We start from the raw sequence: 26678 nt of genomic DNA, 5'->3' as shown, positions 1-26678 counted from the left end.
TCAGGACCGGAGAAAATTTTTCAGGCATGCCGAGAGATAAGCCAGGTCTTCTTCTGTATGTGACGCCGAAAGAACGATACGGCGAACCATAGGAGAGGCAACATCCGGATAATGAAAAGCAGTAGTCAGTATTCCCTTATCCAGTAAATACCGGGTAAGGGATTCCTGTGTGTAGGCATAAGACGGGTGTCCGTTGATATGCCGGAACATATCCCCGGAGGAAAATGTATTATCGAAGGTCCGGATATGATCAGTGAGCTTTTTCCGTTGTATTTCATATAGCGGTATCGCATCCCGGAAGGTAGCCATCGCTGCCGGAGAAGCAGGGCTTGCCCCGGCAAAAAAGGGATGGTCCCACAATCTGGCGATAACACCTGCAGACGAAAAGACCGCACCGGCCTGCACGGCAAACCCTTTGCTCAGTGACCCGCAGACTACAAGTTCACTGAAGGGAATGGATTTTAGTTTACGGTATATCCCCGTGCCATTCGGCCCCATGACTCCCAGTCCGTGCGAATCATCGGCTATAAAGACGGTTCTGGACCATGGTAACTGTTCGTACCAGTTGTTCTCGTAAAGGTTTTCGGTTATCGTAATGGAGTCGCACAAAACCACAGCTTTTTTTTCCGGGTAAGCAGACGTAAATGTACGCACTTCTTCCAGGAGCTGTGTTGCTGTTCCTGCTGTTGAAGCTGCCGGATGATAAAGAGCGGGATGAGTGTCTGACGTGCAGAAAAAAGCATATTCTTCGCCCCGGAAAGCCTGTAGTGCGAGCTGTCCGGCTAAAAAACCGGAAGATACGGACAAGGCTTTTTGGCAACCGATCAGGTCTGCGAGAATGTTTTCGGCTTGTTCGTAAATATCGATTCTTATATTTGCTTTCCGCGATGCGGCATAGCCCGTACCGTATTTCCGCATATTTTTTATGAAAATATCCTGAAAGGCAGGTAAGGTAGCCAGCCCGAGATAAGCGGTCCCTCCGAAGTACAGGTATTCACTGTCGCCGGAAATAATTTTACGGCCCGGAAAAGAGCTGACAAGGGACATCACGAAAGTAGTGCTATGCCCGATCCGGGGAGTTCCGGGAAGATCACTTGACCATTGTCTTCTATGATCACTCCCGAAGCTATATCGCCTTTCAGAAGCATCGCGCCATCCATATCCACATAATCCAGCTGCGGAAGCAACTGTGCTATGGCAGATATCCCCACAGTAGACTCCGTCATACACCCCACCATAACTTTTAGTCCAAGTGTTTTGGCTTTCTTAATCATTCTTCTTGCCGGGGTAAGTCCCCCGCACTTGGTAAGTTTTATATTGATACCGTGAAAGTGGCCCTCACATTTTTCGACATCGCTCTCTACAATACAACTCTCGTCTGCAATTATGGGAAGTGCGGATTCCGCCATGACTTTTTTCATGCCTTCCAGGTTGTCGGCTTTTAGTGGTTGCTCTATAAATTCCACACCGAGTTTTTTGAGCTCGAAAGAGTTTGCTATCGTCTCTTCCGGGGTCCAGGCACAGTTGGCATCTACCCGGAAGGTCGCATCCGTATGTTCCCGAAGGGCTTTGACAATCGCTACATCATGATTTGTTCCCAGTTTGATCTTGTAGAGCGGCCAGGGTTTCTCTTTCATCTTTTCCACCATTTTTTCGATAGTGGCAATGCCGATGGTGTAATTGGTAATCGGGTATTTTTCCGGACTGTAGCCCCATATCCGGTATAAGGGTTGTCCCTTTAGTTTACCGTACAGGTCATTGGCAGCCAGGTCGAGTGCACATATCGAAAAATTACTGAGTCCCTCGTTTGTAAGGAAATCGTGAAAAGCCTCCGGAGAAGTCAGTTCGAAGGCTTCGATCTTTTTTTGTATACCACGGATCTCGGCGGTCATGGATTCCATAGTGATATTGTAATACGGGTTTGACGTGGATTCGCCATAACCTGTTTTGCCGTTGTGTGACAGGCATACGATCAGGGTGTCCTGAAAATCTCGTGATTCTCTTGAGATACTGAAAGTATGTTTGAGTTCCAGTTGGTATTGTTTCAGTGTAATCTGCATGGTGTCGGACAGATGGTGGGATTCCTAATTGTTAATTTCGTAAGTGGGATCTTTTTCCGGAACGTAACCGAAAAGGTGTTTCTCCTTAATAAGTTCTGCAACACCTTCTGGAAGCATATCTTCCCAGCCTGCTTTGCGTTCGGCGATCATTTGGAGGACTTCCCTGGAGTAGATATCCAGTGTGTTCGGATCGAATTCGGTGATGTCGACCACTTTTCCATTGAATTTGAAGAACTTGTAGAGTTCTTTCATTCTCGGGTGAACTTTGAGGTTGTCACTGGTATATATCTCGCCGGTATGCGGGTCTTTCATCGGGTAGAGATATACCCTGAGGTCTTTAAAGAACAGCTTACCGAAAGCTTCGAGAATGCCTCCGCTGAGGTGACGGTAATACTGTTCGTCAAATACGTCCACGAGGTTACTTACACCCATGGATAATCCCATACGGCACTTGGTGTAACGTGAAAAGTATTCCACGAGTTTGTAATACTCCTGGAAATTCGATATCATTACGGTCTGTCCCAGAGAGCAGAGAAGCTCGGCACGGTCCATGAAATCCTGTTCATCGATTTCTCCTTCGGCACGCAGGTTAGACAAAGTGATCTCGAAAATAACTTCGGTTTTCTTGGGATCTACCTTGTTTTCCTTGACAAACATCTCGTAAGCCCTCTTGTACATGGTCATGTTTACCCTGGTTACCGGGCGGAAACTACCGCGAAGTGCCAGGATATTCTTTTTATATAGCAGAGCTGCAGGAAGTATGTTGTTACCGTCGGGACCGAACATTACGGCCTCGGTCATTTCGTTTTTGAGGAGCTGAAGGCTCATCAGGCGGTTATCCACTTTGGCAAACCGTGGCCCTGAAAAGTTGATCATGTCGATCTCCAGGGTATCCTTTTCAATATTGTCGTAAAGGTATTTGAGAAGCTTCTTGGGCTTATCGTGCTTGTAATACGCGCCGTAGATGAGGTTTACTCCGAGAATACCGAGGGTTTCCTGCTGAAGCCTCGCATCGGTCTGGTGAAACCTGATATGCAGGATGATCTCATTGTAATTTTCTTTCGGATCGGCCTGGAAACGTATTCCAACCCATCCGTGCCCTTTATACTTTTTGGTAAAGTCTATTGTAGCTACGGTGTTGGCGTATGTAAAAAAAAGCTTGTTAGGATGTTTTTTCCGGGAGATCCGTTCTTCTACCAGTCTTGTTTCGTGGTCCAGCATTTTCTTTAATCGCGACTGGGTCACGTACCTGCCATCCTCTTCGAGACCGTAAATAGAATCACTGAAATCTTTATCATAGGCACTCATGGCCTTGGCTATGGTGCCTGAAGCACCTCCGGCACGAAAAAAGTTCCGCACGGTCTCCTGACCTGCACCTATCTCTGCAAAAGTTCCGTAAATATCTTCATTAAGGTTGATTCTGAGTGTTTTTGCCTTGGTAGAAGGTATGTTTTCGATCTGCTTGTCTCCCTTTAAAACAATAGTCATCTGGTGTCCGTTTTATTTGGAACAAAGTTAAAAATAATCGTTAAGTTTTATGGTAAATAAATTATAAAATTCCTCGTCAAAAATTACATGATTCCTATGTAACACGAGCCTTTTGCGTGCGAAAATCAATTTTTTACCGAGCTTTTTTACGTAATTTAGCAAAAGAGAAAAATATACAGAAAACAGGAGTAAATCAAAAAAATCCCAGTTTTGAAAATTACATTTTTAGGAACAGGTACTTCCCAGGGAATTCCGGTGATCGGCAGTGATCACCCGGTATGTCTCAGTAAAGACCCGAAAGACAATCGTTTACGGGTTTCGGTATTGGTGGAGTGGGACGAATATAGCTATGTTGTGGATTGCGGACCGGATTTCAGGCAGCAGATGCTGCGGGCCGGGGTATCGCATATCGATGGAATTCTCTTTACTCACGAACATGCCGATCATACCATGGGGCTCGATGATATACGCCCTTTCTTTTTCCGGCAGGGAGATATCCCTATTTATGCCCATGAAAGGGTACTCGGAGAACTGAAACAGCGATTTCCTTATATTTTTGTGAACGGAAAGGATAAATATCCCGGAGCTCCGGGTGTGCAATCCTTTGAAGTGATAAACAATCGCCCGATATCGCTCGGAAAACTCAAGGTGGTGCCTATAGATGTCATGCATAATCGCCTGCAGGTGTTCGGATATCGTTTCGGGGATTTTGCCTACCTCACCGATGTCAAGACGATCAACGAAAGGGAGATCCGGAAACTGGCGGGGATAAAGGTGTTGGTGGTCAATGCTCTCCGTATGGAACCACATCCCTCACACCTCAATCTGGAAGAAGCATTGGAGCTGATAGCCCGGATTGCCCCGGAAAGAGCGTACCTTACGCACATCAGCCATTTGCTCGGCTTTCATGAAGAAGTAGAAAAGAAACTGCCTGAAGGCGTATTTCTGGCTTACGATGATCTGCAGATCGAAGTGTGAGCAGAGATGTATAACCATCCGTTGACCCCTGAGATGTCTTGAAAAAAAAGGAACTACATATACCGGAATTGAAAATGCAGGCCGGGGTGCTGGATACTCCTGCCGGATACAAAATTGCATTCAAGGAATTTGCAGGGATAAAAAGCATAAAAGATATCGTTATTATAGTTCCGGCTACGGGTGTAAAGCAGTCGTATTATTTTAAATTTGCCGACTTTCTGAGGAATAACGGTTATGTTGTTTTTACCTTTGATTACGGAGGGATAGGAGAGTCCCGTAAATACGGAACTTTAAAGGGATTCCGGACATCGGCAACTGCCTGGGCCAAGAATGACCTGGAAGCTGTGATCCGGTTTGCCACCGGGAAGTACCCGGGGTTGTCCCTGGTCCTCATCGGGCATAGTATCGGAGGGCAACTGATCGGGCTGGCACCTTCGTCTGTGCAAGCCCGGCAGGTTATCATAGTAGCGGCACAAAACGGATACTGGAAGTTCTGGAAAGGAGGCGCGCGGTGGAGAATGCTGTTTAACTGGTATTTTTTATTTCCCGTAATTACAAAAATTTTCGGATATTTCCCCGGAAAATTATTGGGGGCTATGGAAGACCTTCCTTCCGGAATGGTTGCCGAATGGCGAAAATGGTGCACGACACCCGATTACTTTTTCAGTGATTACGACAGGGAATCTTTGTTTTTTGATAAAATCCGGGGAGAGTTGACGGTGTATAGTATAGCCGATGACGATTTTGCCCCGGAAGAGGCAGTAGACTGGCTGGCTGGAAGGTACAAAGGTATGAGCATGAACCGTAAGCACCTGGTGCCTGCAGATTTCGGTATGGATAAGATCGGGCACTTCGGAATGTTCCGGAGCACCCATAAAGATAGTTTCTGGAACATGATGCTCGTCGACATGGAACAGGAAGATAATATGGTAAAATAACGCGGTCAGGAATGTAAAAAGCAGTTTTCCGGGACCGGAAAAACTTCAAGGATATGAAAAGCAGAATATTTATGTATCTCTTTGTTTTTGCCATACTTCTGGCTTTATTTCTATATGTGAATTCCGATAAAATGCTGGAATCGCGAAATAAGGACATCGAGATGCTGCAAACAGAGACCGAACAACTCCGGGAGGAGGTAGAGGTGCTGCGCGATTCTTCACAAGGGCTCTTGCTGGACAAACTCGATCTTCAGTATTTTTCTCTGGAAAATAATGAAGAAGCCCTGTCAGCACTTGATGAGTTCGATCTCGAAAATCCCCCTCAATATATCACGGATAAACTTCTGGAAACCAATGAGACCGAAGGGGATAATCCTCTTGTGCCTTATGCGGGGATGAACGGACCTATGAAGATCAACAAGATAAAAGTACTCAACCATAAATGGATACTGGTCGATTTTTCGGATGGAAAATACTGGGGAGAACTCTTTATCCGTTACGAGCTGAAAGAAAATCTCAGCGTAGACTTTACACTGGTAGACCACTTGTTGTACCAAACGAAATAACAGCTCAATGAGGTATAATAGTGAGATATTCCATCTCATTATTGTTCCAGAGGGCCATTTCTTCCTCGGAGAGCCTGCGCTTGGAAATAAGCCTGTATCCTTTGGGGATGTTTCCGGACATATCGGGTTTCAGCTTCCCCTTTTTCTCATTGGCCGGCAATTGCAAACGGATGCGAAGCATATCGTCCGGTAGCAGGGTAGGCGGGAACAGTTGCGAATACGAATGGAGTCCGAAAGCATGTGCAATCTTATTCAGGGCACGAATGTTGTATTTGGCCCGCTCTTTCAGGTTTTCTACTTTACTGATATAGCCTTCGGACAGCTCTATTTTCTGAGAAAGTTTTACCTGAGACATATAAGGACGGTGTAAAGCACGAAGCTCCCGTACCCGATCTATCAGGTACAGGTCCAGTTCGGATATTACAATTTCTATGATTTGTCCTTTGGAGTCCATTGCCGTTTAAAAACGAACAAGGACGGGTTTTATGGAAAAAATTTCACATGTACATGAGGATGTGATTTGTTTTTTATTATATTTGTTACTGACGGGGTTCCCGCGAAGAGCTTTCTGTTAAAAGACCTTATGCGATAACCTGTTTTGATCTCAGCTAACTGTATTTTTTTATGTGATGGGGTACTGTGAATAGGAGTGCAAAGACTGTTGAAGTGTAGTCTGTACGTTACTATATCGCAGTATCCCTGTTTACGGCAGAACAACAATGATGGCCTTACATATAGGTCCGCGGAGTGGGGTAGCTCTGTGGTCCGGGGCGGCCGGGGAGGAGTTCCGCTCCTCCCTCTTATTCTTCGGATAACGCAGAATGGTTCTCAAAGACCTGAAAGGAAAATTGTATAGTACCAGCTAAAAAAAGAAGCCGTGAGGCCGAAGATTTATAGTTGTAATCCACGGCAAGTAGTAGAGGCAGGCAGGCTCACGGCTTCTAACACGGGCAAGGGAGAGAAAATTGTAACGCTTTCGTACTCGGTCATATATTTTGTTCTTATGCCAATAAGAGCGTTATATGTATCTTGAAAACTGCTCCGGTATGATCTCTGTATTTTCTGTTTTCTTCATGCATTAATATCAGAACCTCTAAGGTCTGTTTTGATATTCAATGGCGTAAATATACACAGGGTATGTTGAGGAAGCTTATCTGTCAGGGATTAAAACTTATCTGAGAGGGATTTTTTATACTTTTCTGAAATTTTAAAAAATAAATTATGTATTCAGGGGTTTTTATGCGTTTTTGGACCGATGCACGGCTCAAAACTGAGATTTGGAAGATGGGGTTGGAAGGTAATAATACGGCCGCAGGCGATAATCAAGTAACATGCAAAAACGGATAAAAGTGCCTGCGACCGCTAAAAAAGAAAGGAGATTTCTTTTGTAATTAATTCGTGGCGAAAGTACTTTCTTTTGTTAGCCTGCACTTATCTGAGAAGGATTATTTCTTATCTGAGAGGGATTAATTATCCGTTCAAATGTCGGTTCGAGAATGACATTGCGCCTGAATACGCATATTGAAACAACCGGATCCGGTAGAAAAGGTAGGAGGATAATTATGAAGAAACATTACTGCGCTTCTTTCCCTGAATAACAAAGCCGCAACAGAATTCCTCCGGAGCGGCTTTTATGATATGGAATGTTGGTCTTAGCGCTGTTTTTCCAGGTGTTTGCTCAACCATTGGTGTAGTGAGTGGAAATTTTGCGGAGCCACTCCGTGTCCTACGGGAAACTCTTCGAACATATAGTTGATGTGGAGTTTTTCGAGGAATTCCGGAGCTTTTCTGGCCCAGGCGATAGGTATAACCTGGTCTGCCGTACCATGAGAGCAGTAAAAGTCGAGATGAGAATGGTTCTTTTCTTCGTATCCTTCCTTCAGAATACTTTCATTGATGTACCCGCTCAGGGCTATGATGTTTTTTACCTTCTCCGGATAGGAAAGGGCCAAGGCATAACTGAGAATGGTACCCTGACTGAAGCCCAGCAGTGTAATGTTTTTCTCGTCCAGTTGATATGCAGTAACGGCTTCATCTATAAAAGCCGCCATTTTATCGCGTGAGGTTCTTGCTTGTTCATCGTCCGACCACTTGCCGTCTTCGGCGTCGAAGTGTATGGCATACCAGGCATAGCCGTAAGGAGGCAGAACATGAGGTGCACGTACGGAGATGACACATAATTCTTCGGGGAGTTCGGGAGCAAAAGAAAAAAGATCTTTTTCATTACTACCGTATCCGTGAAACATAATGAGGGCCGGAACTTTTTCGCCGGAGATTGCCGATGGTCGTATGAGGTGTTCTAAAGAAAGTGATTTCGTTTGCATAGCGGTATTTCAGATTTAGTATGGTGCGTGGTTCCCGGTATATTATATAAAACCGAGCCATTTCTGGAAAAGCTTACCCAGTAGGGGGACCGGTTGTTTTTTTCCGGATAATGCCCCTGTAAAACCGTAAAGCAGTAGTATGATAAAAAAAAGGTAAAGGGCCATTGAGGCGTAAATACTGTTTGCGTGTCCTACCAGGAACCCGAGGGCAAAAAAGGAGATCCAGAGCCCGAAAGCCTGCCGGATATGAAAGGCAGCGAAGTCGTTCTTTGCATCCATATTCATAGAGAAAGCAATAAAACTTCCTATGATCGTGATATAACTGACAATAGCGATGTTTTTTCCCTGTTTTGTCGTGTCGTTCATCCTATTGTTGTTTTGTGTTTATTTCCGCAATGCCGTTGGCGATGCATCCGTAGACTTTGCCTTTTAACTTTTGCCCGTTGAAGGCACTGTTTTTGGATGTCGATAGTATATGTTCCCGCCCGAAAGTATATTCCGTATCCGGATCGAATAATGTCAGGTCTGCTTTTTGTCCTCTGGCTATAAGGTGTTCCATAAGTCCGAATCGGCTACGTCCTTTAGACAACAATTGTGTTGCGCTTTCTGCTCCGAGCAGGCTGGCCAAAGCTCCGAAGGCACTTTCGAGTCCGGTACTTCCGTACATGGCATGGTCAAATTCCACATTTTTATGTTCTACATCGACCGGATTATGATCGGAGGTGACGAAATCAATGATCCCGTTCTTTAATCCTTCGATCAGCGCTGCAGTGTCTTCCTGGCCGCGTAACGGAGGGAGTACTTTATAACTGGTATCGAACTCCTCCAGTACCGTATCCGTAAAGAAGAGGTTGTGGATAGCTACGCTACAGCTTACATCCAGCCCCTTTGCTTTGGCATTGCCGATAAGTTCTGCCGATCTCGCGGTAGAGATCGTAGGGATGTGTAGTTTACCACCCGTGTATTCGAGAAGGAACAGGTCTCGTGCCACCTGGAGTTCTTCTGCCAGGGCAGGGATACCTTTAAGGCCGAGCCGGGTAGAGGTCGTCCCTTCGTTCATGACGCCCTTACCGGATATTCTGTTCTCCTGCGGAAAGGAAAGTACCAGCCCGCCGAAGTTTGAAGTATATTGTAAAGCGATTTTCAGGAGGTTCGGATTGCTTACCGGCACCTGATAATCTCCGAAAGCCACAGCTCCCGCATTTTTCATATCATAAAGCTCCGCAAGATCGACACTTTCACTTTTTGCCGTAAGTGCACCTATAGGGTGCAGTGCGGTGGCGTGATCCTTTGACCGGGATATGAGGAAGGAGATATCTGCATTCGTATCGGCTACCGGATAGGTGTTGGGGTTGACCAGTACTGCGGTGAAACCGCTTTTGGCTGCGGTTTTAAGACCGTTCGTAATGGTTTCGCGGTCTTCGTATCCCGGCTCTCCGAAACATACACTGGTATCGAGCCATCCCGGAGATACATGCAGGTTTTTTGGTTGAACAATTTCCGTACCCTCCGGAGGAGAAACAGTATCTGCAATGTCGGAAATAATGCCGTTCTGGATAAGGATATCGAGCGATTTGCTGTGGTATTCGCTCTGCGGGGCGATGATCCTGGCAGATTTTAAGAGGATGTTCATTTAAACAATTTTAATAGAAGTATTTCTGTGACGAGGAATACGAGAGCAAAAATAACAAACCATTTCCAAAGCTCGCGGATGCTTCCCGTATTTTTTATTTCGGTCAGTACCTTTTGTACGGAGTCGTAGACCGGGATACCTGTTACGGTATTTGGAGAGAGGTAACGCAGGTCGCTTTCTTTCCGGTCGTAATTGAAACTGATGTTGCGTAATATACTGTCCGGGTTTTGAATATGGTAAATCCCGTCTTCCAGCGGGATCTGCCCGGTAGTGATCTGTATTTTTCCGGGAAATGTACGTTGCATCGGAATAAATTGCCGGCCTTCTTTTTCGATGGAGAGTACGGTCTCGGAAGAACGGTTGTCGTCTGTGCGGATATCTATGGTATAGTCTTTTCCGGTGAGGTAGTATAATTGAGGCGCCTTAAGGGCAGACTTGCCTATATTGTACAGTACCGGGACAATAAGCGGCGAATTTCTGAAGTTGGAATACGAAGCATCCAACGGTGCCGTAAAAAAATAAACCCTGTCTTTTTCTGCGAGAAAGGGGCGGCCATCCTCAAAACCGAGCACCGTACCGGCAGCCGTATTTATATCCAGTATTTGATATGCTTCGGGATATTGAAAATTGGTAAGTTGTTGCTGTGTCCCTTCGAATACCTGTTCGAATAACGGGTGAGAAAGACGGATATCCGTAATTTTTTTACGATCTTTGCCCCCGGTTTTCCGGTTGCTCCCCTGTGGTCCCGAATGTTCTCCTGTGACGGAGATATTGCCGGTATAGATTTTATTTATAGTGCCTGTTTTCAGGGCTTTAAATAATTGCAAATAAGATTCCTGGTCAGGGTTACCTGAAGGTATGATTAAAATGTTTTTTCCTTCGTCCGTAAAAGTCTTTAAAGTGCTTTGCAGAGAAGAAGGTACGTTGTTCAGACCGTGGAGTACTACAAGATCCTGCCTCGAAATGAGGCTGTAATCCAGTTGAGATAATTTCCGCGAAAGATAATCGAATTCATCGTCTGTAAAAATCCTCTTCAGCACATCGGATTCTGCTTCACCGATGGCGAGGACCTTTACTTTTTCACCGGTATCGAGATTAAAATACATGATATTGTCGTAAAGCAATCCGTTGTCGTCTATAGTGACTTTCCCGTTGATGGTCTGGTCCGGTGTAAGGCGGAATTCGGCTTTGGTTTTGCTCCCGTCAAAGGCCGCTGTGGTTTTGGCGATCAGGGTGTCGTCATCGTACAGAGATACCGGCAGGGTAAGTGCCGTACTGTCGTTTTTGGATAGCAGTACGGTCAACAGTTGTGTTCCGGTTTGACGATCGAGATATATACTGTCTATCGTTGTATTGCGGATATGTTGCGGAGTTAACTGTACCAGGTTATAGCTGACCAGCGAATCGCTCGGGGGAATATCGTTTTCCGTCCACCCGCTGAAATCGGAGATCAGGATAAAGTTTTTCCGGGTGGTGGTATCTTTTCCGAACAGATTTTTTCCGCGGAGTATGACCGACTTCGGTTCCGGATGTTCTGCGGCGTATCCTAATTGAAGCAATTCCTGCTTTACTGCGGATATGCTTATGCCGGCGTAAGTACGGTCATTGGTGAAAAGAGATAACGATCCGTCCGTGTCCTGGCTTCCTGCGATGATGTCACGGATGGCTTGTTGCAGCAATTCACCTTTTGCTCCGCGTGCCTGCATACTGAAGGAGTTGTCGAGGTATATGACTGTTTCGGCGGTTTTACCGGAATCTTCACTGTGAGGATAGTAGGGGCGTGCAAAGGCGATGATCAGGCAGGTGAGTAAGGCCATCCTGGTGAGTAAGACCAGCCATTTTTTGACCTGGGAGCTCTTACGTGTTTTCTGTTGTATAGCTTTCAGGAATTTTACATTGGTAAACGGGGTTTTCTGAAACCTCCTGAGCCGGAACAGGTGGATGATAACCGGAATAAGCAGGAAGAACAGGGCCCAAAGTATCTCAGGATGTTTAAAATGCATGACCTGGGTTTTGTTGCCCAAACTTACGCAAAAAAATTAACGATTTACGGATCACATTCCGAAAAGAAGGGTGTGATCCGCAAACGATATCCGGGGTTTTTTAATCCAGTTTTTTCGACAAGTGAAACCCGAGGAATAATCCGAGTCCGGACATGATCAGGATACAGGCCGGGTACACCACCTGGGTTTGCAACCCGAGGTGTTCGAGTAAACTTCCGGTAAATAGTCCGAGTCCTATACCGATAAGCAATAGCGACAGGTTGAGAATGAGAATTTTCCACACCGGGGCCGTACGCTGTTTTTTACTGAAAAAAATGTCGGCATCCGCACCTTTTTCTATTAGGGCCATACGTTCTTTGTTCCTCGTAGAAAAATAGAGGTAAGCCAGTCCGAATATCGTTCCGAAGATAATCAGAAAGATCAAAACAGGTTGTAAGTGACTCATAATGTTCGTTTTTTTTGATATGTTATAAAATTGTTTTTTAGCTATGACGACATTCGGATGTCTGCGGTTACAGAAAAATACGTTTTCTTTTTGTAACCGCTTCGGGTTTTTGTCGTCCAATGTAGTGATATGACCGACCATAAAGACGATTATTACATCCGGCAGGTGCTCGAAGGCAAAACGGAAGCTTTTGCCTTTCTTGTAGAGAAATATAAGGACATGGTCTTTACGCTTTCCATAAAGATGTTGAAGGACAGGGAGGAAGCCGAAGAAATAACCCAGGATGTTTTCATGATTTCCTACCGTTCTTTACGGGAATTCCGGGGCGATTCGCGGTTTTCTACCTGGCTGTATCGCATAGCCTATAACAAATGTCTGGATGTTTTGAAGCGCAAAGGAAGATATGTTATTGTGGACTATCCCGACCGGTTAACCGGTGTGCCTCATGAAGCTCTCAATGCCCTGCAGCAAATTGTGGAGAAAGATCGGAATGAGGCGGTAAGACAGGCTGTGAAATTGCTTCCGGAAGATGACCGGGTACTGGTATGGATGTATTATTTTGATGAAATGTCGATAAAAGAAATTGCAAAAGTGGTAAATTTGAGTGAAGCTAATATCAAGATTAAGCTTTTCCGAAGCCGGAAAATATTGTACCGGTTGCTGGAAAATAACAAACTAATCCGTGAATGATGGGGTATAAAGATGTAAATAAGGAGAAACTGATACGGGAAGCGCTTCGTGAAAAGGGCAGGGAAAAACTGCCTGCGGATTTTACGATGCGTATTATGGAACAGCTGGTTCATGAGAAAAAGCCCGTAATAACCTATAAGCCATTAATTTCCAGGACGGGATGGATGGTTGTAGCTGCGGCTGTGATGGCTGTTCTGGGTCTGGCTTTCTTTTCGGGCAGTGATACCGGAGTCGTGAACTTCACTCTTCCGGAGTTGCCGAAAATAAAACTGCCGCGATTTACCGGGTACAGCATCGGGCTTATTTTTCTGCTTATCCTTGTTCAGATCCCTCTGCTCAAGATCTACCACAGTAAAAAACTGGGATAGCCCGGGAGAAAGAAAACAAAACATAGGCCTTAGAACAAAAAAGCAACGAGCCTGTAGAAATCATACGATTTTTACAGGCCCGTTTTTTCAGATCCGAACGGTTGTTCGTGGTCTTAATTATGCTTCATCGACAATAACCCATTCTCCTTTTTTGAGCAGGGGTTCTGCCTGCTTGAATTTTACGGTCTGGCTTTCGCCGCTCATCACATTTTTGATGGTCACCTTGTCATTCCGCCCGATTTTCGGTTTGTCCCGTATGACGGTTTCAACAACCTGCTGCTGCTGTGATTGGGTTTGTTGCCCGGCCCTGCGGTGTCTTTCTGCTATTTCATCGCTGTTCAGAACTTCTTCTTTAGAGGTCTGATAGTCTTCTCTGGTTTTTTGTTCTCTCGCTTCATGGATGTTGGAAGTATCCTGTGCGGGCAGTTCTCCTTTGAAGAGGAAGGTGATCACCTCTTTATTTACATTTTCGATCATGCTCTTGAAAAGTTCGAAAGCTTCGAATTTGTATATAAGCAGCGGATCCTTCTGTTCGTGAACGGCGAGCTGTACGGATTGTTTCAGCTCATCCATTTTACGAAGGTGAGTTTTCCAGGCGTCATCAATGATGGCGAGGGTAATATTCTTTTCGAAATCGGAAACCAGTTTTTTACCTTTACTTTCGTAAGCGTCTTTGAGGTTGGTTACCACGTTCAGGGTCTTGGTCCCGTCTGTAAACGGCACGACGATACGTTCAAAGCGGTCTCCCTGGTTTTCGTAAACGTTTTTGATAACGGGGAAAGCAGTAGCTGCATTGCGTTCTATCTTGTCGTTATAATGCTTATAAGCGGTTTTGTAGATGCTTGCCGTGATATCGTTTACGGACATTCTGTTAAAGTCTTCTTCGGATATCGGGGGAACCAGCGAGAAATACTTGATGAGTTCGAACTCGAAGTTCTTGTAGTCTCCGGCGGCTTTGTTGGTCTCTACGATAGTCTCCGAAGTGTCGAAGATCATATTGGCGATGTCCACTTTAAGACGTTGCCCCTGGAGGGCGTGTTTACGTCTTTTGTAAACCACTTCCCGTTGGGCATTCATGACATCATCGTATTCGAGGAGACGTTTACGGATACCGAAGTTGTTCTCTTCCACTTTTTTCTGAGCTCTCTCGATAGATTTGGTCATCATGGAATGCTGAATAACCTCTCCTTCTTTAAGGCCCATACGGTCCATCATCTTGGCTACACGGTCGGAGCCGAACAGTCGCATCAGGTTATCTTCTAAGGAAACATAAAACTGTGAGCTTCCCGGATCTCCCTGACGTCCGGAACGACCCCTGAGCTGTCTGTCGACCCTCCTGGAATCGTGACGTTCCGTACCTATAATAGCCAATCCGCCTGCTTTCTTTACTTCGTCGGTGAGCTTGATATCCGTACCACGACCGGCCATGTTGGTAGCGATGGTGACTACGCCGGGGTTTCCGGCTTCGGCAACGATATCGGCTTCCTTTTTATGGAGTTTCGCGTTGAGGACATTGTGAGGTACCTTGCGAAGTTTCAGCATTTTGCTGAGTAGTTCGGAGATTTCTACGGAGGTCGTACCGATCAGTACCGGTCTTCCGGCTTGCGAAAGTTCGGTAACCTCATCGATTACTGCATTGTATTTTTCTCTTTTGGTCTTGTAGATAAGATCCTGCTTGTCCTGGCGGGCTATAGGCCTGTTAGTGGGGATCTCCATGACATCCAGCTTGTAGATTTCCCAGAATTCGCCCGCTTCCGTTATTGCCGTACCGGTCATACCGGCAAGTTTGCGGTACATACGGAAGTAATTCTGGAGGGTAACGGTAGCAAAGGTCTGCGTAGCATCTTCGATCTTTACGTTTTCTTTGGCTTCTATGGCCTGGTGGAGGCCGTCCGAATAACGGCGTCCGTCCATAATACGCCCGGTCTGCTCGTCGACGATCATAACCTTATTGTCGATGACTACGTATTCCGTGTCTTTCTCAAACAAGGTGTAAGCTTTGAGCAATTGGTTCATGGTATGGATACGCTCGCTTTTGACACCGAATTCCCGGAAGAGTTTTTCTTTCTGTTCGGCCTCTTCCTCCACAGGAAGGTTCTGGTTTTCGATACGGGCAATTTCCGTACCGATGTCGGGCATGACGAAGAAATCCGGGTCGGTATCTCCCGAGAGGTATTCGACACCTTTGTCGGTAAGTTCTATCTGGTTGTTTTTCTCGTCGATAACGAACAGGAGTTCTTCATCGATTTTGTGCATTTCCCTGTTGTTGTCCTGCATGTAGAAATTCTCGGTTTTCTGAAGGAGCTGTTTTACACCTTCTTCACTGAGGAATTTGATGAGGGCTTTGTTTTTGGGAAGTCCGCGGTGCACACGGAGCAGGAGGAACCCTCCTTCTTTGGTGTTGCCTTCCGCGATAAGTTTTTTGGCCTCGGCCAATACGCCGGTCAGGTAATGTCTCTGGCGTTGTACGAGGTCGGAAACGACAGGTTTAAGTTCGTTAAATTCGTGACGGTCTCCCTGGGGTACGGGACCGGAAATGATAAGTGGCGTCCGGGCGTCATCGACAAGTACGGAATCGACCTCATCGACAATGGCAAAGTTGTGCGGACGTTGTACGAGATCGTTTGGCGTATGGGCCATATTGTCCCGCAGGTAATCGAAACCGAATTCGTTGTTGGTTCCGTACGTAATATCGGAGTTATAGGCTTTTCTCCGTCCTTCCGAGTTGGGTTGATGATTGTCTATACAGGCTATGGAAAGCCCGTGGAATTCGAACAGCGGTCCCATCCAGGCGCTATCCCGCTTGGCGAGGTAGTCGTTTACGGTAACCAGGTGCACCCCGTTCCCGGTGAGTGCATTGAGGTACACAGGCAGGGTTGCCACGAGAGTTTTTCCTTCCCCGGTCTGCATTTCTGCAATTTTTCCCTGGTGCAGGGCTATCCCCCCGATGAGCTGCACATCGTAATGAACCATGTCCCAGGTCACTTCTTTTCCGGCAGCATCCCAGGAGTTTTTCCAGATGGCGTGATCACCTTCGATAGTCACATAATCCTTACTGCCTGATAACTCCCTGTCAAAAGGACTGGCGGTTACTTTCAGGGTCGGGTTTGCGGCAAATCGTTTGGCTGTTTCCTTAACTACTGCAAAGGCTTCGGGGAGTATTTCGTTGAGATGGGCTTCGGAGGCCTGGTAGGCATCATCGTTCAGCTTGTCGATCTCAGCGTAAATGTCTTCTTTACGGTCTATATCATCGGACGCATCGGCTTCGGCCTGTAATTCGGCTATTTTCTGATCGAAAGAAGCCCGCGCTTCGAGGATACCGGCTTTAAATTCGGCGGTCTTGTTCCGCAGTTCATCGTGAGATAGAGAAGAGAGTTGTTTTTCGAGGGATTTGATCTTATCCACCAGGGGCTGTATCTCTTTGATATCCTTCTTCGCTTTATCTCCTACAAAAACTTTGAGAACAGAATTCAGTAAACTCATAATGGTTTTGTTTTTAATTTGATAACAGGGAGTTGCTGTATATTCCTCCCGTTGAGGTGCATGTCATCATCACTTGTACGGGTTTCCGGGGAAACCATGTACAAAGCTAATGAAAAAAAACAGTGCACCGGTCAATTGATTGACAGGGATTCGGGAGTACAGACCATTACTGATTTATCTTGTCCCGCACTACCTGTTGTTGTCTGGTTATAATAAAGAGCAAAAAAAAAGCCTCGGGAGAGACTTTTAGTTTGTTGTTGTCGTATTAATATTCATCTTCGTTCCAGAGGTAATCTTCCTCTGTAGGATAGTCCGGCCATATTTCTTCAATAGACTCATAGATCTCACCCTCGTCCTCCATAGACTGCAGGTTCTCTACAACCTCCAGCGGAGCTCCGGTCCTGATAGCATAGTCGATCAATTCGTCTTTTGTAGCCGGCCAAGGTGCATCACTCAGATAGGATGCAAGTTCTAATGTCCAATACATGAGCTATTCGGTTTTTATTTTTTGCAAAAATAAATTTTTAAACTAAAAAGTCAAGTTAAAACTATTTTATTTACACATTAATTTTAAGAACGTAATGAAACGTGTATTTTGTTGTGTATTCGTCAGTAAAACACAGTTTCTGTTTAGGGATTGATATGTTTCTATATCCTCCCGCTGTTTTACGGTTCGCATTACAGGGATGTGCGAAATACTTCGTTTTCCTGCTTTTTACAAATTTGTGCCGGATACTTTTAGTGTTGATCTCCTCTGGCTGGGACCCACTTTATTTCATCGGCTTTCAGGCTGTGGGACAACTTTCGTGCCAACACAAAGAGATAATCAGAAAGGCGGTTCAGATAAGAGAGTATGACGTTGTCAAACGGTTCCATGTCATGCAAATGGGTGGCCAGTCGTTCTGCCCTGCGGCATACGCAACGGGCGATATGACAATATGACACCGTGGTGTGTCCGCCGGGCAGGACAAAGTGTGTCATTGGTGGGAGATCTTCGTTCATCCGGTCTATTTCTTCTTCGAGAGCTGTGCAGTCTTTTTCGGAAATCCGGGGGATGTCGAGGCGTTGTTTTCCGTTTTTCAATACGGCTTTTTCCGGATCGGTAGCGAGCACGGCACCGAGTGTAAAGAGCCTGTCCTGTATGTAAAGCAGGGTCTCCCGCTGGTTGCCGGTTTCCTGGTCGCGAAGCAGCCCGATCCATGAATTGAGTTCGTCTACGGTGCCGTAAGTTTCTATGCGGATATGGTGTTTCGGCACCCTGGTGCCTCCGAAGAGAGCTGTAGTGCCTCGATCACCGGTTTTGGTATAGATCTTCATGTATAGCTTTTCTTTGTGATGTAACAAAGATACACAGAGAATTAAAATTATTGAAGCAGGCGGAAAACCCTTACATAAGTGGTGCCGTACAAATGGTTTCAAAACCATAATGTACGGCACCGTTAGATGTTGTTATACGATTTGTTTTCAGTGAGTTACTTCAGTTCTTTGAGGCGGATGTTTTTAAAGCTTACCTTATTGCCGTGATCCTGCAAAAGAATGTGGCCTTTTTCGGCTTCACCAAAATCTTTCCATCCTTTGTATTTGCTTTGGGCCACCAGTTCGCGGAATGCTTCGGAGCCCCGCTGGTATTCCAGTACTTTAACGCCGTTGAGGTAGTGCTCCACCTTATTGTCCGGATATACGACCACCCGGCCTTTGTTCCATGTTCCTACAGGTTTTACAAAACGAGGTTGTTTATCGGCTTTGATAAGGTCGTAGAGCGAAGCAAGCGTACGGTTTCCGTCTCTCCCTTTCTTGGCATCGGGATGTTTTTCATCGTCCAGGATCTGGTATTCCAGGCCTATGGCAGAGCCCTTGTTGCCCTCGGAAAGGGTTACAAAGTATTTGACTCCGCTGTTTGCTCCTTCCGTGAGTTTAAAATCGAAAGAAAGGTCGAAAGCACTGTATTCTTTTTTGGTGACGATATCTCCCGCATTGGTCGATTCCCCTCCGTCCGCAGCCTGTATGGTCAGGATACCGTCGTGTATCGTCCATCCGAAATCGGGAAAACTGTCTTTGTAGGCCCCGATCCATCCGCTGCTGTCTTTCCCGTTGAACAACAGTTGCCAGCCATGTTCTTTTTCGTAATCGGAAAGGTGGTTTTTGAGATCGTTGACGACATAGATGTCTTTTTTAAAGGGAGTCGGTTTCAGGTTTTCGGTCTGTATCCGTATATTTTTGAAATATGTTTTGTTTCCGGCATCTTCGGGATTGTTGATACTGTGTACCTGCAATCCGATCATTCCACTGGTATCGGTACTGTCGATAAGATATGCGACTTCTTCGCCGTTTATCCACGTTTTTATTTCATTGCCTATTGCTTCGATACGGTAGGTGTTGTATTCGCCGAAGCGGAAGGCTTTTTGAGCTTCCGGGTTTAGCGACAGCGGATAGAGCCATCCTCGCCTGGCCTCGTCGTAGATTCCGCCGGACCAGGCCCTGTCCGAAGGATCGAGCTCGGCCTGGTATCCGTAGACCAGGCCTTTGCCGTCTTTGCCGGCCGGATCGTAGTTACTTCGAAACTGTATTCCGGAGTTACTGGATTTATTTTCGACTTTAATATCCGCTTCCAGAATAAAGTCGCCGTATTCTTTGTCGCTGATCAGAAAGGTATTCGGGCTTCCGGCTTTGGCTATGCCTATTATGGCGCTGTCTGTTACCTGGTACTCGGCTTGTCCGGCAACCTGCTTCCATCCGTTCAGGGTTTTTCCGTCAAAGAGGTATGTCCATCCGTCGTCGACTTTCTTTTTCTTTTTTTCGGGAGCACACCCTGTAAAACACGATGTGGTGGCCACCGCCAGGATCAGGATACTGAGTTTTCGCATTTTTTGATAAAGTTGATAGGTTAGTGATATCTGTAATAATCCGTTGTGCATGACGAATAAAGATCGTTGTTTACGTCATGTTGAGCGTCGTCGAAACATCTTTTTCTTTCGGTAAAGATCCTTCGACAGGGCTCAGAATGACGTCTTTTAAACGATAATACACAATGGGTATAATGGTTTTATCCTTCTTTTGATGTTTTGCCTTGATGATGCCCTGCGGTTTTTCCCACATGATCACCGGGGATAAGGTTGTATTCCGGTTTCCACGGTTTTATACCACCGTTATAAAGAGAATCGTTGGCCAGTGCCACACATATTGCAGTGGTACCACCTGTAAAGGCATTGGAATCGGGGAGCACGTTTTCGGAGATCGCTTTGTAGAAATCCTGGAAAGCGTAGAAACTCCCGTCTTTGAGTTTGGAATCTACGAGCTTTATTCCTTTTTTATCATGGTTCCAGGTAAGTTTGGTAGCACCGCTGACACCGTCTACTTCTTCCAGTTCTTTCCTGGTCTCCGGTTCCGGGAAGAAAATCCCGTCGTGTACCAGCAGCGACACCATTCCTTTGGATCCTTTAATGCGGAAGGAATAACCATCGTGCTGATTGGAACAGGTGGCCCCGAAATTGCCGATCATTCCCGGATCGTCATAACGGAAGTTTACCTGTACATTATCAAAAGTTTCCCGCCCGTCCTTAAAACGGTCTATTCCTCCCGTACCATAAATGGTAGAAGGGAGAGAACCAAAAGCCCAGTTTACGAAATCGATCTGGTGAGAAAGCAGTTCGGCCGGTAATCCGCCGGAATATTCCCGGTACATTCTCCAGTTGATCTTTCGCTCCAGTTTAGGATCGGGCACGGGACGTCTCCAGTTGGAATTACGGTCCCACCGGGCATCGATCTGGGTTACTTTACCGAGATAGCCCTGCTGTATCATGTTCTTTACCTTGTAATATAAAGGGGAGTACCGGTACTGATGCCCGATCTGAAGGGTTTGTCTGGGATGATTTGCAGCTATTCCGGCCAGGCTCAGTGCCTGATCGGGTGTAAAAGCCATAGCTTTTTCCAGCATAACATGTTTCCCGGCTTCCAGGGCATGCCTGGCTATTTCGTAATGCGTGTTGAGCGGTGTAGCAATGATCACCACATCAATTTTTTTATTATCGAGAAGCTCACGATGGTCTCTGTATATCTTTACTTTATGCGTGTCGGTCATTTTACGGGCACGGTCTATGCGCATGTCCAGCGGGTCACACACGGCAACCACTTCGAATTTATCTTTGAATTCACGCGATAGTAAACTGTACAGGCCACTACCACGGTCTCCGAAGCCTATAACGCCGACACGGTAAACCTTGTCGTTAACGGTATGGGCGAATCCGGAGAGTGCAGCTCCTGTGAATAAAAGGGCTCCTGTGCCCAAACTACTGTTTTTAATAAAATCTCTTCTGTCCAAAACTTTTAAAAATTTAACGGAATCGGTTGCGTTTAGTAAGGGGTTTGATTTTTCAAAATTCCCCTAAAAGTAAATATTTTTTCAGAAAGTGACCAAAAGTATGCCGTCTTTATTGTTAAATGTCCAAAAATACTGTTTAAAATCTGCTGTAATTAAGATGAAATTCCTCGAGACTTACCGATAGAAAGGTTGTTTTCGGCAGGCCTGTAGCCGGGGTTCTTAAAAGTGGTTTAAAAAGCGTTAATTTTATTGTAAACACTGTATTAACCCGCAACATACTGTTGGTTGAAAACCATTTTTTTCTTAGCTTTATTGAAGAGTAGTTGCCAAACAGCTCTTTCTGTGTATATATTTTAGGGAATGTTAACCGGTTTTTTCCTGTAATTTAGGGAGTATTGTCTTTCTCCGGAAATAATAGCTTTTGTCTTGTATGCTATGGCTATACATTGATTTGTGTTATTTTCCGGTTAAGGCCCAACCGATCTCCGTATTTTTTCAGCTGTGTCCATAATGGTTTCTACAACCGTAAACAGGAAAGTGTACCGGGAATTACCGGGAAGTATCGAACAATCCGGGGAAATATGGTGTCTACCTGTCCTGGTTGAAGATATTATCCGGAGTATTTATCCTAATCAAAACTAAAATTAAGACTATGAAAAAGCATTTGATCGGATTTTTGGGATTGTTATGTCTTACCGGTTCCTGTGGCGTGTTTGGTAAAAAAGGAAGAATATCGGCTGCGGGAAGCAATGCCTATATACATGCAGAGACCAAACCTTACGATAAAATTATTTCAAAAGATGCGGTAAGCCATAGGGGGTTGTTCAATGTTCATGAGGTGGAGGACAGGTATTACTTTGAAATTCCCGATAGTCTTTTGCAGCGCGAATTGCTGGTGGTTACCCGCTTTATCAAAACCCCTGCCGGTGCTTCTAGCTACGGAGGGGAAGAGATCGGAGAAAAAACCATCTGGTTTGAAAAAGGACCTTCAAACAAGATATTTCTGCGCATTCAAACCCTGGTCAGTGAAGCCAATGAAGAGGATGCCATCTCCAAAGCAGTAATGAGTTCCAATGCCACTCCCATACTCGAAGCCTTCGATATCAAGGCGGTCAATGAAAAACAGAATGCTTATGTCATCGATGTCACCGATTTTATCAACAGTGAAAATCCCTTACTGAGCCTTACGGAGAAGCAGAAGAAAGAATTTAACCTTACCTCTCTGGAAAAAGACAAGTCGTACATTCGTGCTATAGACACATACCCGATCAATACCGAGATCAAAACGGTAAAGACCTACAAGGCTAAGATATCCGAGGATAAGAGCAAGAATCTTCCGGCAGCGATCTTATCGGGAGTGGTTACGGTAGAGATCAATAATTCGATGATCCTGCTCCCTAAAGTTCCGATGAAGAAAAGGTATTATGATCCCCGGGTCGGGTATTTTGCCAGTTCGTATTGGGAATACGGAGACGATCAGCAGCGGGCCGACCGGAATATCTATATTCATCGCTGGCGGTTAGAACCCCGTAGGGAGGACATGGATAAGTGGGAGCGTGGTGAGTTGGTAGAACCGGAAAAGCCTATCGTTTTTTATATCGATCCCGCAACCCCTGCCAAGTGGCGCCCTTATCTTATCCGGGGGATCAACGACTGGCAAAAAGCTTTTGAACAGGCAGGGTTCAAGAATGCGATCGTGGGTAAGGAATGGCCCGTTGCCAATGATAGTATGAGCCTGGAAGATGCGCGGTTTTCCGTACTGCGGTATTTTGCCTCTCCTTCACGGAATGCTTACGGACCTAATATTGTCGATCCCAGAAGTGGCGAGATCATAGAGAGTCATATCGGCTGGTATCACAATGTGATGAACCTGTTGCACAACTGGTATATGGTTCAGGCCGGGGCTATTGATCCCCGTGCACGAAAGATGGAATTTGATGATGAGTTGATGGGGCAACTTATCCGGTTTGTAGCATCGCATGAAGTGGGGCATACCCTGGGACTGCGTCATAACATGGGAGCGAGTTTTGCGACACCGGTAGAAAAACTGAGGGACAGCTTATGGCTGGAAAAACACGGACATACCAGTTCTATCATGGATTATGCCCGGTTTAATTACGTAGCCCAGCTCGAGGACAGTATCTCTGTAAGGGGCATTATGCCGAGAATAGGAGACTATGACAAATGGGCCATACAATGGGGATATTCCCTTTTTTCCGGACAGCAAAGTGAAAAGGAGGAAAAAGAGATCCTCAGCAAATGGGCGACGGACAGTATTGCGGCTAACCCGAGATTGTGGTTTGGTGGGGAAGGACGTGATTTCGACCCGCGGTCACAGTCGGAAGACCTGGGGAACAATGCCGTCATCGCCGGTTTTTACGGGATAAAAAATCTGCAACGTATCGTTCCTCAGTTGGTACGGTGGACGGGTGAAAAGGAAAGTGATAATTACGATAACCTGGAGGAGGTGTATGATGCGGTGCTACGGCAATACAATAAGTATATCTCTCACGTCCTGATGGATATCGGCGGATTGTATATTACCCCGAAAACAGTAGGAGAAGGGGGAGATGTGTACCAGCCCGTTTCTAAAGAAATGCAGAAAGAAGCGCTTGCTTTTGTGGATACTTATGTCTTTCACGAGCCTTCGTGGTTGTTGTACAGTGATATCCTGAACAAGATCGAAGCCCCGCTGGCCAAAAAAGACCTTTCGGGAACTATGGAAGGGGTGATGACCACATTGCTTGGCGGGAGCCGCCTGAGCCGAATGGAGTTTATAGCTGATCGCTATAAATACGAAGACCCGTACCGCCCGGAAGAGTTTGTACAGGAAGTGAGTAAACTGGTTTGGAAAGAACTGGATTTTAACGAACCTGTAAATGCCTACCGCCGAAGTCTACAGAAAGCCTATGTTGCCAATATGCTCACGCTGTATAACCCGAAAGAGCCTAAAGGAGGTTTTATCGATGCGTTGCTGGCCAAACTTTCGGAAGGAAGAACATTACATACCGATGTCAGGGCCATTGCCCTGGATAACCTGATCACTCTCGAAGGAAAACTCCGCACGACCATACCCTTTACGAGAGACCCCATGACCAGGATGCACTTACAGTTTCTCTACAAGCAGATAGAAGAGGCCATCGGGGAGGACAAATTCCCTACGCGGATCTATGCTCCTTTAGACAACAAAATGTCTATTCAGCAAGGAGGAAAGGGCAACTTTTAGAGAAAAACTACCGGGGTTACAGGCCCCGGTAGTATTCCAGTACACGAACTCTGAGTAAATATTCATATTTGGCATTGGCTTGTGCTATTCTGGCGTTGTCCATGTTGTTTTTACTGGTGATGTATTCGACGATATTCGATACGCCGTTGGTGAACCGGACCTCATTGACCCGGAAGGACTCTTCGTAAGCGGTGACCTGTGCCGTGAGAATGTGATACCGGTCGAAAGCCGATTGCATATCGATATAGGCTTGTTCTATGGAACGGGTAAGCTGAAGCCTGGTGTTTTCCAGGTCTACCCTGGATTCTTCCGCTTTTATTTTTTCGAGGGCGACATTGTTTCTGGCTCTGAACCCGTTGAAAACCGGTACGGAAACTGATATACCTATAGCCGAGCTCAGGTTGTTATTAAACTGGTCTTCGTAGCGGATAGCTTCTTCGGCTCGCAGGGTTTCTTCCCGGAGAACGGGATAATGCTGTCCGTCGACAGTAACGAAATCGCCTGTTTCTTCGATTGCAGTTCCGGTTTCGTTAAAAAACCGGGCGGCACTCGAATAATTGGTATTCAGTTCTCCGAAAACCGAAATCTGCGGAATATAGTCAGCCCGGGCTACTTTAACTCCGTTTCTGGCTGCATCCAGGCGAAGCTCTTTGGCTTTAAAAGCAGCCAGGTTTGCAAGGGCATCGGCCAGTACGTCATCTGCGGATAATGTGTACCGGCTCATGGTATCTGCGGGTTCAACCCCGGCAAAATCGGTATGCGGGATGTGTTCCGTATTCATAAGCTGGTAAAGGTTCAGTACTGCACCCTTATAGGCGTTATCGGCCTGAATAGCCGTAGCCTGGTCCAGGGCAAGTTGCCCCTGCATATCGGTATAATCGGCCGGGTTCCCGGAACCTTCCCTGTAGAGCGATCCCAGCCTGTCGAGTTGCTTTCGTGTGGTTTGCATACGTGTCCGGGCCTGTTTGAGGAGTTCCCGGTTGTTGAGGATCTGGAGATACCCCAGCGTGACATCGAGAACGAGGTTTTGCTGTGCTTCACGCACTTCCATTTCCGAGGCTTTAAGCTGGTAACGGTTTTGCCTGATGGTATTGAGCAAACGGAACCCGTTAAATACGACGGCGTTTATCTGCAGGCCGGCATTGGAAAAGGTAAGTCGTTGGTCCAGGTAACTGTTAGTGTACGGGTCTATGCTTCGTCCGTTGGTGACCCCGAGATTGTAATTTGCGTTGGCACCGGGCAGCAGGTTCAGTCTCGATTGGCGGTAATTGACCCTGGAGGTGCTGGTCTTGAGGTGGGCACTTTTCAGATCGAGATTCTTCTGTAGTGCTGTTTCAATACAGTATTCCAGGGTTATCGGCGCCTTGTTCTCCTGCCCGGTAACGGACAGGCAGAACATAAGGCTGCATATCATGATATAGCTGGCTGCCCTCATAGGTTGTTTTCTTATACGGAAATCTTTCATGGTTCAGGAACTTACTTTTCTGCCATCGAGCAATTCGATAATCCTGGAACCATAAGCGGCATTTTTTTCGGAATGAGTCACCTGTATGATCGTTACTCCTTCTTCATTGAGTTTTTTAAAGCGTTCCATGATCTCTTCTCCCTGGCGGGAATTGAGATTCCCTGTGGGTTCGTCGGCCAGGATAAGTTTTGGCTTGGAAATCAGGGCTCTCGCTATACCTACGAGTTGTTGCTGGCCGCCGCTCAGTTGTTCGGGGAAAAGATCTTTTTTCCCTACGATATTAAACCGGTCGAGCATATCGGCTACCAAAGCCTTACGTTCTGCCGGTTTGAATTTCTTATACAATAGCGGGGTCTCTATATTCTCATATACCGTGAGCTCATCAATAAGATGGTACGCCTGAAACACAAAGCCGATGTATTCTTTATAAAGTGCCGAACGATGTTTTTCTTTGAGCTGATGTACGGATTGATCCATAAAGTTGTATGTGCCTTCATTGAACCCGTCCAGCATTCCGATAACATTGAGCAGGGTGGTCTTACCCGATCCCGATGGACCCATGATAGAGATAAATTCTCCTTCCTCGACGGTGAGATTGATGTCTTTCAATAAAAATGTACGTTGTCCTCCGGTTTGTACCCATTTGAAAATATTGCTTAGTTGTAGCAGCATTGGAAATCTGTTTTTATACGA

Annotated in this window: 22 protein-coding genes; 6 read left to right on the top strand and 16 right to left on the bottom strand. The window is 46.0% G+C overall.

Translation table 11 applies throughout. The features are described from left to right. The 3 genes from BT112_RS01040 to BT112_RS01030 are packed head-to-tail and all read right to left on the bottom strand — an operon-like array spanning position 1 to position 3548. Positions 1-1047: an aminotransferase class I/II-fold pyridoxal phosphate-dependent enzyme gene (locus BT112_RS01040; protein WP_072315439.1), complete on the bottom strand. Its 1047-nt coding sequence runs from the start codon at positions 1045-1047 to the stop codon at positions 1-3. Then, a complete protein-coding gene (locus BT112_RS01035) occupies positions 1047-2060 on the bottom strand; it encodes a dipeptide epimerase (RefSeq protein ID WP_072315438.1) in 1014 nt (337 codons plus the stop codon). The genes BT112_RS01040 and BT112_RS01035 overlap by 1 nt, the downstream gene beginning before the upstream one ends. A gap of 24 nt (positions 2061-2084) precedes the next feature. Next, positions 2085-3548, bottom strand: a complete 1464-nt coding sequence (locus BT112_RS01030) for a nicotinate-nucleotide adenylyltransferase (RefSeq protein WP_072315437.1) — start codon at positions 3546-3548, stop codon at positions 2085-2087. A gap of 210 nt (positions 3549-3758) precedes the next feature. Between BT112_RS01030 and BT112_RS01025 the strand changes: the two genes are divergently transcribed. The 3 genes from BT112_RS01025 to BT112_RS01015 are packed head-to-tail and all read left to right on the top strand — an operon-like array spanning position 3759 to position 6030. Then, the gene (locus BT112_RS01025) at positions 3759-4526 is read left to right on the top strand and encodes an MBL fold metallo-hydrolase (RefSeq protein WP_072315436.1); all 768 of its coding nucleotides are present in this window, start codon (positions 3759-3761) and stop codon (positions 4524-4526) included. Between the two features lie 38 nt (positions 4527-4564). Continuing rightward, complete coding sequence (locus BT112_RS01020) at positions 4565-5464, top strand: alpha/beta hydrolase family protein (protein ID WP_139275914.1); 900 nt, start codon at positions 4565-4567, stop codon at positions 5462-5464. 53 nt (positions 5465-5517) lie between these two features. Continuing rightward, a complete protein-coding gene (locus BT112_RS01015) occupies positions 5518-6030 on the top strand; it encodes a hydrolase (protein WP_072315434.1) in 513 nt (170 codons plus the stop codon). A 4-nt stretch (positions 6031-6034) separates the two neighbouring features. Here BT112_RS01015 and BT112_RS01010 read toward each other — a convergent pair whose 3' ends face one another. The 6 genes from BT112_RS01010 to BT112_RS00985 form a co-directional block, all read right to left on the bottom strand. Further along, entirely contained in the window at positions 6035-6484 is a 450-nt protein-coding gene (locus tag BT112_RS01010; RefSeq protein WP_072315433.1) for a helix-turn-helix domain-containing protein, read from the bottom strand. A 1198-nt stretch (positions 6485-7682) separates the two neighbouring features. Then, on the bottom strand, positions 7683-8354 hold the full coding sequence (locus BT112_RS01005; RefSeq protein ID WP_072315432.1) for an alpha/beta hydrolase: 672 nt from the start codon (positions 8352-8354) through the stop codon (positions 7683-7685). Positions 8355-8396: 42 nt separating this feature from the next. After that, positions 8397-8720 (bottom strand): hypothetical protein, encoded by a 324-nt coding sequence (locus BT112_RS01000; RefSeq protein WP_072315431.1) that lies wholly within the window; start codon positions 8718-8720, stop codon positions 8397-8399. A gap of 1 nt (position 8721) precedes the next feature. Further along, positions 8722-9987, bottom strand: coding sequence for a dihydroorotase (locus BT112_RS00995; RefSeq protein ID WP_072315430.1), 1266 nt, complete (start codon positions 9985-9987; stop codon positions 8722-8724). After that, positions 9984-11990 (bottom strand): BatA domain-containing protein, encoded by a 2007-nt coding sequence (locus BT112_RS00990; protein ID WP_072315429.1) that lies wholly within the window; start codon positions 11988-11990, stop codon positions 9984-9986. Before BT112_RS00990 ends, BT112_RS00995 begins: the two co-directional genes overlap by 4 nt. Before the next feature lie 100 nt (positions 11991-12090). Continuing rightward, a complete protein-coding gene (locus BT112_RS00985; protein WP_072315548.1) occupies positions 12091-12435 on the bottom strand; it encodes a DUF6249 domain-containing protein in 345 nt (114 codons plus the stop codon). A 129-nt stretch (positions 12436-12564) separates the two neighbouring features. Here BT112_RS00985 and BT112_RS00980 point away from each other — a divergent pair, with 129 nt between their 5' ends. Both BT112_RS00980 and BT112_RS00975 read left to right on the top strand, forming a co-directional pair. Next, on the top strand, positions 12565-13125 hold the full coding sequence (locus BT112_RS00980) for an RNA polymerase sigma factor (RefSeq protein WP_072315428.1): 561 nt from the start codon (positions 12565-12567) through the stop codon (positions 13123-13125). Continuing rightward, positions 13122-13493 (top strand): hypothetical protein, encoded by a 372-nt coding sequence (locus tag BT112_RS00975; RefSeq protein ID WP_072315427.1) that lies wholly within the window; start codon positions 13122-13124, stop codon positions 13491-13493. The genes BT112_RS00980 and BT112_RS00975 overlap by 4 nt, the downstream gene beginning before the upstream one ends. Before the next feature lie 117 nt (positions 13494-13610). Here BT112_RS00975 and secA read toward each other — a convergent pair whose 3' ends face one another. The 5 genes from secA to BT112_RS00950 all read right to left on the bottom strand — a co-directional run bounded on the left by secA (position 13611) and on the right by BT112_RS00950 (position 21294). After that, positions 13611-16976, bottom strand: a complete 3366-nt coding sequence (gene secA, locus BT112_RS00970; RefSeq protein ID WP_072315426.1) for a preprotein translocase subunit SecA — start codon at positions 16974-16976, stop codon at positions 13611-13613. Between the two features lie 265 nt (positions 16977-17241). Beyond that, on the bottom strand, positions 17242-17463 hold the full coding sequence (locus BT112_RS00965) for a DUF2795 domain-containing protein (RefSeq protein WP_072315425.1): 222 nt from the start codon (positions 17461-17463) through the stop codon (positions 17242-17244). A gap of 251 nt (positions 17464-17714) precedes the next feature. Then, a complete protein-coding gene (locus BT112_RS00960) occupies positions 17715-18293 on the bottom strand; it encodes a cob(I)yrinic acid a,c-diamide adenosyltransferase (RefSeq protein ID WP_072315424.1) in 579 nt (192 codons plus the stop codon). Between the two features lie 155 nt (positions 18294-18448). Next, positions 18449-19840: a 3-keto-disaccharide hydrolase gene (locus BT112_RS00955; protein WP_072315423.1), complete on the bottom strand. Its 1392-nt coding sequence runs from the start codon at positions 19838-19840 to the stop codon at positions 18449-18451. A gap of 179 nt (positions 19841-20019) precedes the next feature. Further along, positions 20020-21294: a Gfo/Idh/MocA family protein gene (locus BT112_RS00950; RefSeq protein WP_083564719.1), complete on the bottom strand. Its 1275-nt coding sequence runs from the start codon at positions 21292-21294 to the stop codon at positions 20020-20022. 652 nt (positions 21295-21946) lie between these two features. Here BT112_RS00950 and BT112_RS00945 point away from each other — a divergent pair. Continuing rightward, positions 21947-24520 (top strand): zinc-dependent metalloprotease, encoded by a 2574-nt coding sequence (locus tag BT112_RS00945; protein ID WP_083564718.1) that lies wholly within the window; start codon positions 21947-21949, stop codon positions 24518-24520. A 16-nt stretch (positions 24521-24536) separates the two neighbouring features. Here BT112_RS00945 and BT112_RS00940 read toward each other — a convergent pair whose 3' ends face one another. Continuing rightward, complete coding sequence (locus tag BT112_RS00940) at positions 24537-25985, bottom strand: TolC family protein (RefSeq protein ID WP_245776956.1); 1449 nt, start codon at positions 25983-25985, stop codon at positions 24537-24539. Between the two features lie 3 nt (positions 25986-25988). Further along, the gene (locus tag BT112_RS00935; RefSeq protein ID WP_072315421.1) at positions 25989-26657 is read right to left on the bottom strand and encodes an ABC transporter ATP-binding protein; all 669 of its coding nucleotides are present in this window, start codon (positions 26655-26657) and stop codon (positions 25989-25991) included. Positions 26658-26678 lie beyond the last annotated feature (21 nt).

It is taken from the genome of Sinomicrobium oceani (assembly GCF_900119185.1).
Classification (GTDB): domain Bacteria; phylum Bacteroidota; class Bacteroidia; order Flavobacteriales; family Flavobacteriaceae; genus Sinomicrobium; species Sinomicrobium oceani.
Note: the sequence above shows the minus strand (reverse complement) of the source record. Positions and strands in the feature narration are given on the sequence as shown.

Bases quoted from the DNA above. Each gene is read 5' to 3' on its own strand.
- BT112_RS01035 (WP_072315438.1), bottom strand. From the start codon at position 2,060: ATGCAGATTACACTGAAACAATACCAACTGGAACTCAAACATACTTTC.
- BT112_RS00960 (WP_072315424.1), bottom strand. From the start codon at position 18,293: ATGAAGATCTATACCAAAACCGGTGATCGAGGCACTACAGCTCTCTTC.
- BT112_RS01030 (WP_072315437.1), bottom strand. From the start codon at position 3,548: ATGACTATTGTTTTAAAGGGAGACAAGCAGATCGAAAACATACCTTCT.
- BT112_RS00940 (WP_245776956.1), bottom strand. From the start codon at position 25,985: ATGAAAGATTTCCGTATAAGAAAACAACCTATGAGGGCAGCCAGCTAT.
- BT112_RS01000 (WP_072315431.1), bottom strand. From the start codon at position 8,720: ATGAACGACACGACAAAACAGGGAAAAAACATCGCTATTGTCAGTTAT.
- BT112_RS00965 (WP_072315425.1), bottom strand. From the start codon at position 17,463: ATGTATTGGACATTAGAACTTGCATCCTATCTGAGTGATGCACCTTGG.
- secA (WP_072315426.1), bottom strand. From the start codon at position 16,976: ATGAGTTTACTGAATTCTGTTCTCAAAGTTTTTGTAGGAGATAAAGCG.
- BT112_RS00975 (WP_072315427.1), top strand. From the start codon at position 13,122: ATGATGGGGTATAAAGATGTAAATAAGGAGAAACTGATACGGGAAGCG.
- BT112_RS00945 (WP_083564718.1), top strand. From the start codon at position 21,947: ATGAAAAAGCATTTGATCGGATTTTTGGGATTGTTATGTCTTACCGGT.
- BT112_RS00995 (WP_072315430.1), bottom strand. From the start codon at position 9,987: ATGAACATCCTCTTAAAATCTGCCAGGATCATCGCCCCGCAGAGCGAA.
- BT112_RS00935 (WP_072315421.1), bottom strand. From the start codon at position 26,657: ATGCTGCTACAACTAAGCAATATTTTCAAATGGGTACAAACCGGAGGA.
- BT112_RS00980 (WP_072315428.1), top strand. From the start codon at position 12,565: ATGACCGACCATAAAGACGATTATTACATCCGGCAGGTGCTCGAAGGC.
- BT112_RS01005 (WP_072315432.1), bottom strand. From the start codon at position 8,354: ATGCAAACGAAATCACTTTCTTTAGAACACCTCATACGACCATCGGCA.
- BT112_RS00990 (WP_072315429.1), bottom strand. From the start codon at position 11,990: ATGCATTTTAAACATCCTGAGATACTTTGGGCCCTGTTCTTCCTGCTT.
- BT112_RS00955 (WP_072315423.1), bottom strand. From the start codon at position 19,840: ATGCGAAAACTCAGTATCCTGATCCTGGCGGTGGCCACCACATCGTGT.
- BT112_RS00985 (WP_072315548.1), bottom strand. From the start codon at position 12,435: ATGAGTCACTTACAACCTGTTTTGATCTTTCTGATTATCTTCGGAACG.
- BT112_RS01015 (WP_072315434.1), top strand. From the start codon at position 5,518: ATGAAAAGCAGAATATTTATGTATCTCTTTGTTTTTGCCATACTTCTG.
- BT112_RS01040 (WP_072315439.1), bottom strand. From the start codon at position 1,047: ATGTCCCTTGTCAGCTCTTTTCCGGGCCGTAAAATTATTTCCGGCGAC.
- BT112_RS01010 (WP_072315433.1), bottom strand. From the start codon at position 6,484: ATGGACTCCAAAGGACAAATCATAGAAATTGTAATATCCGAACTGGAC.